Below are 7,152 nucleotides of genomic sequence, written 5' to 3'. Positions count from 1 at the left end.
GTGTGCTGTGATGTGCTTTCCATACTGCCTCCTTGGCTATTTTATAGCTTTTCCGTCCGGGAGGTCAGCCTGGGAAAGTGTCCATTAGGTTTTAAGCGAAGTCTCCAAGGGATGCAAAAGATTTACACCTAAAGTCCTCATCAAACTCAATCCTCTTCATTACAAAGTACTCAAAAAAGCAAGTGAATCGAAATTTGATTAAGCTGCGCGATCCCTCCGCTTCCTTTATTAAAATCCCAGAACCAATCAACTCATTAACCAGCACTTCCCCATCAAAACTAAACTTGCGTGCATTTAAATAGGCAGAAACGTGCGCCAACAAGTCCGGATATGGGATTTTATATCCTGGATTATCCAACTCATTCATTTTGTGCGCAATATCCGCTAAAAGACGTTCTTTATTTTTATAGTCAAACTGCTCAGAGTAGATTTCCTTCCCTGAGTGCTTTTCGAGAATCTTTTCAATGAAATTCTCTAGCATTGCGGCCTGGTTAATGGGGCGATAACCTCCATGCTGCTCGATTATCCATAGAAACATAGACAATGACAACGGAGTGCCAGGCAAATTTAAACCTTTTAAAACCTCCAACAAGCGTTCTAAATTTTGCTTGTTATTTTGGCTATGGTTCCCAGAAAACCATTTCGCAATCAGATCTTTGATTTGTTTAGTCTTAAAAGTCCGGATTGAGGCGGGTTTTGCGGGAATATATTCATTCCCTAGGAAGTTTACCGGGTATGTGCCTTCCCCTTCAACAACACTTGTTGCCAGAAGTCTTACGGTTGATGAATACTTGCGCTTAAATCCCGCAAGCTTCTTCAGTTTTTCCGAGTTTATTTCGTCAAATGATAAGTCATCAATAAGCAACACCACCTTATGATTCGCAAGAAAATCCTCTGTTGAGGTAATGGGGACATTTAGGAATCGACTCACCAGTGTCTCATAATTTTCATTTCTCAACTCGGAGAATCTTATAAGTATTGGGATTTCCCGAAACTCATTGTATCGTTTGGCCAGTTCTACGCAAATTCGATCTAAAAGCAAAGTCTTGCCAGATTCTTTGATGCCAAACAATACGAGATCATAGGACAATCCACACAAATCATCTAAAGAATACTCTTTCTCCTCTTTTTTCTCCTCCTTGTATTTAACATCGTAAACCAATCTGGGGAGCACAAATATCTCTTCAATTCTTTTAGGAGATTTGGTGTCCGTTCCATGTGATAGCAGATGCTCGTCTAATTCGGGGATATGTCGCTGATTAATATGTAAAAGGCAAGTGGCTGCGAGGTCGCCCCCGCTCCTCGATATAGGGAATTCCGAGATTCCGTTGTCTCCTAAATGTTCGTTGGGAACATATTTCTTGCGATCTGGAGAGTAGCATCGCGAATTTACTGTTATTTTGTTGGTGGTCCGGTCAAAATCTAAAACGGAATAGCCATTTAGGTGCCGGACTCCATCTGAATAATTTTCGGACCAATTGCACGGGGCCATCGAGGTGAAAAGACAATTGTCCGGAGTGAATACCACCTGATTCCCCGGGGAATGGCAATGTCCGCATAAAAGCATGTCATACTCTTTTGAAACAAGAGCTTGAATGTCGCGCTTTTCTATGTCCGACAGGAGCTCTATCGGGTGATGGAAGACTGCTATTTTTACGTCACATTCGCGTATCAGCGTTAAGTTGGCCAGGAGTTCGGATTCTCCTATTAATAAATGGCCACGATCGGCAGAGGAGTCGTATGTCCGCCATGCGCTGTTTATGCAGGATACTCCTATGGAGACCTGACCGTCGCTAAACTTAAACGAAGAGTGTAGGCCCCCAAGATGACATTTTCCCTTAAATCCTGAGTAATAACTTTTAAAAAAAGTGTTGTACGGGATAATTCGCTTAATGCCTTCGGGGTTGCCCCCAGGAGGTGTCGCAACGTGAAGATAATCAGTAACGCTTTGTTTTGAAATTAATTTTGCTTTTAACCCGCTTTCGACAATCTGGCTGTCGGCACTTCGATCCAAATCGTGATTGCCCGGGACGAACAAAAACCTATCCCTTTCAATATTTAGCCCGGCCGCGAGTTTTGAGATAAATTCATGCTCAAATGTTTTCAGGGCATCGGTAAGATTATTGTTAAAACTCGCCCCACCCCTATCGACCATGTCGCCGGATATTACTATCAGGTTTATTGCAAGATTTTTGTGATACTCCTTTAGATCTTCTAGGAGCGCAGAAAAAGTTCCAACACGAAAATTATCTAGATGGGTTTTGGTTAAGTGGATATCGGAAAGATGAATGATCCTTGGCATACTGTCCCCCTAATATTCCTGAAGCTGCTTATAGACTCGCCGAACCCGGTGTCCTTCTCTGCTGGCGGAGAAATACCAATGCCTTTATTTCTGGACCAACGCAAGGCGCGGCGCTGTGGGTGTTTGTGACAATCTTTTTTCTGCCGCCCTAAAATACCGAGGGTCTTTTTCGACGCCAACCCATTTGCGGCTCAATTCCTTTGCAATAGCCGCTGTGGTCCCGCTCCCTAAAAATGGGTCTAACACAATATCTCCTCGGTTTGAAGAGGCAACTATAATACGTCGCAGCATCTCTTCGGGTTTTTGTGTGGGGTGTAACGCTCGACCACTTTTCTCCCGGAGTCGTTCTTTTCCCTGAACTAGCGGAAACTGCCAAACATCGCGCATTTGTTTGGGAGATCCATCTTTCTGCGTGTCGGGATTTATCTTTTTGAGTTCGTTGTAGTTGAAGGTCCACTTATTGCCTTTTACTGCCCATACGACAAATTCGGCGGAATGTGTGAATACGCGCTTTGTCATGTTGGGCATCGCATTTGTCTTCTGCCACGTTATGATATTGTTGATCTTAAAGCCCAAAGATTTCAGGACAATCAGTGCTTCGCCAAGATTGTGGTAAGTGCAGGAAATATATATCGAGCCCCCGTCTTTTAGGACCCGATGTGCAGCCGTAATCCAATTCTTCGTGAATTCGAAATACTCTTTCTCTGGCATTTTATCCCATTTCTCATCGACCATGTACCAGTCACCGCCGGTTTTGTTCCCCTTCCATTTGAGGCCTTTGCCTGAAAGATTATACGGCGGGTCAGCAAAAATCAATGAGACTGAGCCAGGATCGACCTTGGTGTTGAGGGTTTCAATGCAATCGGCGTTGTAGATTATGTCAGTCTTCATAGATTTATGCGGTTAACTGTGCTTTCCACTTGGATATAGTGAGTGGGATTCTTGGGAGCCATTCGGTAACGTTTTTGGCTGTTCCGGCCTCTGATAGGATCCCATCGTATAGCCGGATGATATCCCCATGGGTAAGAAATCTCCCTTTGCGCTTCATTTCGGCCAGGGTTTTTAAAAGCTCAAGAAATGTAGTCAATGAAAGGGGTACAATCTTTTGCCTTTTCCCCTCGTACTCATATTTAACTGATGTCCAAAATGTGTTTAGTGTATCTCGGTGTAGTGAGGGCGCAAGGAACACGCAATATGTGTCTTTGTCGGGGTTCTGGTTCTCAAAATCCCGGAGGTGTCGCATAACCGGCTGACCTTCGTTGTACCACTGATTGCGTCCGGTGAGCATTGTGACTTCACATATTGCATTGAACGTCTTGTAAAAACATTCAATATCCGGTTTATTCGCGGGGGCGGTAAATGTTGGTTCGTTGTCGTCGCCAACCGGGTAATTTGGTTTTATTCTTAGAGCGTCATTTAGTGCATGCAGTGAGAGTGCTATATATTTTTCCAGAGCGATGGGCGTATCTGCTTCATTATGAATATTCTTAATCGCGGTTATATATCTCTCAACCGCGGCAAGTTCACGAGAAGAAAAATGATTTTCCTGCTCCTGGAGCTCTCTCCGATATAGCCTAAGTGTTTCGATATACTTCCTCTGGTCTGATTCAGCCATTTTGCGGTAATCTTTCTCCGCAAGATTCTTGGCTTTAAGCCTCTCCTCGTATTCGCGAATTTCCTCGAACAGTCCTTCGATGATTTCAATATACTTCTCTTTGGTTTCCCAAGGTAGCTTTGGCTCGGTAATATCAGAAATATACTTATGGTACTCTTCTTTTGAGGCAAACTTGTCGGATTCTCCGGAGTCAAAAGAGAGTAGATTGTTTATTTCAACTCTGCGCCTGGGCTCCAAATCTATATAAAACCCCCCTCCTCGGATGTAGATATAGCGGGTGAGGCGAAAGTATCTGATTGCATTGTCCCCATAGTCGCGCAGGTTGCTTAGAAATCCTTCAATTTCTTTCGGGTCTTCGGATTCTAGAAACTTCTTTGCGAAGGTGTAGCTAAAATCGTCAAAAATCTCTTTCTGCTCGGACTTCTCTTTATTGTTCAGTCGCCTGCGTAATTTGACAATTTCATCGGCATATTTATCTATATCCCGGAAATTTACGAGCGAAGGGGCGAAAAGGGAGAACTCTTGTTTGCTTATCCCTTTTGCATCTTTTCCGGCCTCCAAAGACTTTGCGTTGACGCGGTGAATCAGGTGGAGGACGCCTATAAAAGGTTTTATATTATAACCGTCGTCCTGGTCGTAATCGTCGCTATCCGGATTTGGGATCTGCCACTTAATAAAACTTCTAAAGAACATTTCGCCAAGGTCGTAGTCTGGCGTGAGGGCTAATTCTCCGAGTTCGGTCAGGTAAAGCCGCCCATCTTTGACTACTGCCAGCCCCAATTTTCTTAAAGGGTTGATTGACTGCCGTCCGCGCATGGCAGGGTCTTCATATTTCTTCGAGTCAAAGATCTTTTTCGCCTCGTCAAAGGATATGTCCTTGGACAAATTATCAAGCAATTGTTTTTGCGCAACAGTAAGGCCTTTATAAAACTGCGCGTTTCCATAGCCATATACACGGTGCTTTATCAGGAGTATTTGATACTTCTTTTGGGCATCAAAATCCCATTTCGCCCCGGAAAGTTCTTTCGCTACTTTAAGAAAATCTTTAATTCGCTCTGGATTGCGTACCGTTGTCGTGATTGACCAAGGCTTTTTCATATTCACCTGTTTACCTTGCAATAAAATATCCGTTCGGCGTTATCTGGGATTTCACTCTTCCCGGCGGTAAAAGCCTTGTAATCCTGAGTAAATATCTCGACAGTGCCACGTGAACTTAACGCGCGGAAAATCTCATTGTCGCTAATCCGAGCATTTGAACGTCCGTCTCTGGAATCCCCGGTGTTATTGTATGAAACTAATATATGTTTACAGTTAGCGTTCTCCACTAATTCACGGAACAAAATGGGGGCTGCTTTAAGGCAATATCCGCTCTTAAGATGGGCCCGATCCATTTTTTTAGCTTTTCCAAATACCTCGGGTTTACTCCAGGTAGCAAGATTCTCCAAAAGGTGATAGGCGTCACAGTACTGCCGAGAGTTATAAGGCGGGTCCATGTATAGGACATCAAACGCTATTTTTTTGATCAGGGTGTTCGCATCCTCATTATAAACCTCATTGTTTTTGTTTGCGGCGGTATCTATTGCCGGCGTTAAGAGTCTTATTGGACGTATCGCATCTAAGTTCTTTCTAAAAGCATCGTAATGCCCGACTGTATTGGCTACCTTGTCCGTGGCGTATATTAAAGAGGTGATAAGGGCATTTCTTTCCTCTTGTGTCTCGGATATATGTTCAATCTCTTCTCGGATCTTTCCGATTTTCCTTGCATTCTCTAGGCTGAAGAAAGTGTTGCCGTAGTTCTCTGAAAAATAATTATCGGAATCGGCTGCCAGGTTGTTGAGGTGCTCGACTTTTGTTTTAAGGACTATGGGGTCTAAGTCTTTTGTGACCAAGAAGGTTTGTAGAGAAACATAGTTGCTGTAGAGGACATCATTGCTAATGACCTTTATGTTTTTGCGGTTAAACCCGGCCCCTACTACGCCTGTGCCGGAAAATATATCGCACAAGCTTTTATAATCACCGCATTTTCTGTTTACAACGGCCTCAATAAAAGGCAAAAGTCTAAATTTATTGCCGAGGAAACGCCTGTTTTGTATTTCAAAAAAGCCTTCCTGGCTTTTTGTCTTGATTGGCTGAGGGGTGTGGGTGCTTTTAATTTCTGCCTTTGGGCTCGGTTCTGTTAAATTGAACAATGAAAGCTGCTGGTGCTCCGCACTATAACTATAACCCTTCCGTGTGCCGAGGTAGGTGTTTGAAAAACTGAAGTGCCCTTTCCCCGTGACCACGATAAAGTCTTTAACTCTAAGTGGCATTTCCTGCGCAAAGGCAAGTAATTGCCGTAATATTGCTTTATCTGCTTCGCTTGGCTGTGGATTGATGTTGTTAGAATATCGAAGGAAGATCACTCCGGCGGCGCGTAAATCTAGTGCAGACTTAAAAAATCTCTTTGTTCCAGGAGTAGATTTCCCTGAAAACGGAAGGGTTACTGATTTCAATAGTCCATGGTTCTCACTTAAATAGAGGCAGGTCAGGAACTCACCGCGTTTTGCCTTTGAAGTCAGCATGGAGACGGCTTTTGTAGGCGAAGATACCGATATCGGTGGTTTATATAAGTGTTTTGGTCTTTCTTTTAATTTCATAGCGTAACCAGCAGGGCAGTGCGAGAAGTGAGAACTATAGGGTTTTTGTTGTGTTCCATCGGCCCTTAACAAAATCATTTAAATCCGTGGGACGTATTTTCCACTGGCGAATTTTTACGGCTTTAAGTTCTTTCTTGGCGATTAAATCGCGGATCCATTCTTCGCTAAGACCCAGTTGATTTGCCACCTGTCGTACTGTGAGATATTTTTTAATGTCTTCCATGCGTCTGAGCTCCAAGCATTTAATTCCAGTTACTCCGTATTACTCCATATTTTATTACTTGCCTGGATGCTCGTCAACGAGTATTTATAAGAATAGTGTAGCAGGCCACCCCGACAACGTAGTGTCGGGGTCCGAAAACCGTTTTTACCCCAAAATTGCCGATATATTGCCGTTAAATTTCCGATAAACCGGATTCCCGTCGGGCGGGTCATTCCGCCGTATCATGAAAGGGCGGGGCCAGTATAAGGCGGGGCCATGTCAACTTTCTGGGTGTAAATTGGGAAGCATGGGCATAGTATAGTTTAAACCGCCGCCACCTCCCTTTCCCGAGGCGCGTAAGCCTTCCAGAGGCGCTTGGCCCAGCGCGCTTCCTGCG

Annotated in this window: 5 protein-coding genes; all 5 read right to left on the bottom strand. The window is 44.0% G+C overall.

What is annotated here, in order from left to right; all coding sequences use genetic code 11:
* Positions 1-91 precede the first annotated feature (91 nt).
* A complete protein-coding gene (locus tag AB1797_11865) occupies positions 92-2,302 on the bottom strand; it encodes a metallophosphoesterase (GenBank protein MEW5768293.1) in 2,211 nt (736 codons plus the stop codon).
* An 84-nt stretch (positions 2,303-2,386) separates the two neighbouring features.
* Positions 2,387-3,193, bottom strand: a complete 807-nt coding sequence (locus AB1797_11860) for a site-specific DNA-methyltransferase (protein ID MEW5768292.1) — start codon at positions 3,191-3,193, stop codon at positions 2,387-2,389.
* A 4-nt stretch (positions 3,194-3,197) separates the two neighbouring features.
* Entirely contained in the window at positions 3,198-5,036 is a 1,839-nt protein-coding gene (locus tag AB1797_11855; GenBank protein MEW5768291.1) for an AlwI family type II restriction endonuclease, read from the bottom strand.
* Positions 5,018-6,553: a DNA adenine methylase gene (locus AB1797_11850; protein ID MEW5768290.1), complete on the bottom strand. Its 1,536-nt coding sequence runs from the start codon at positions 6,551-6,553 to the stop codon at positions 5,018-5,020. The genes AB1797_11855 and AB1797_11850 overlap by 19 nt, the downstream gene beginning before the upstream one ends.
* 34 nt (positions 6,554-6,587) lie before the next feature.
* Positions 6,588-6,776 (bottom strand): helix-turn-helix domain-containing protein, encoded by a 189-nt coding sequence (locus AB1797_11845; GenBank protein ID MEW5768289.1) that lies wholly within the window; start codon positions 6,774-6,776, stop codon positions 6,588-6,590.
* Positions 6,777-7,152 lie beyond the last annotated feature (376 nt).

The organism is bacterium, assembly GCA_040753085.1.
GTDB lineage: Bacteria > UBA9089 > JASEGY01 > JASEGY01 > JASEGY01 > JASEGY01.
The sequence above is the reverse complement of the archived record's forward strand: the minus strand, read 5'-3'. Positions and strand labels throughout refer to the sequence as shown.

Excerpts from the sequence above, each read along its gene's own strand:
- AB1797_11865 (MEW5768293.1), bottom strand. The coding sequence starts at position 2,302 with ATGCCAAGGATCATTCATCTTTCCGATATCCACTTAACCAAAACCCAT.
- AB1797_11860 (MEW5768292.1), bottom strand. The coding sequence starts at position 3,193 with ATGAAGACTGACATAATCTACAACGCCGATTGCATTGAAACCCTCAAC.
- AB1797_11850 (MEW5768290.1), bottom strand. The coding sequence starts at position 6,553 with ATGAAATTAAAAGAAAGACCAAAACACTTATATAAACCACCGATATCG.
- AB1797_11845 (MEW5768289.1), bottom strand. The coding sequence starts at position 6,776 with ATGGAAGACATTAAAAAATATCTCACAGTACGACAGGTGGCAAATCAA.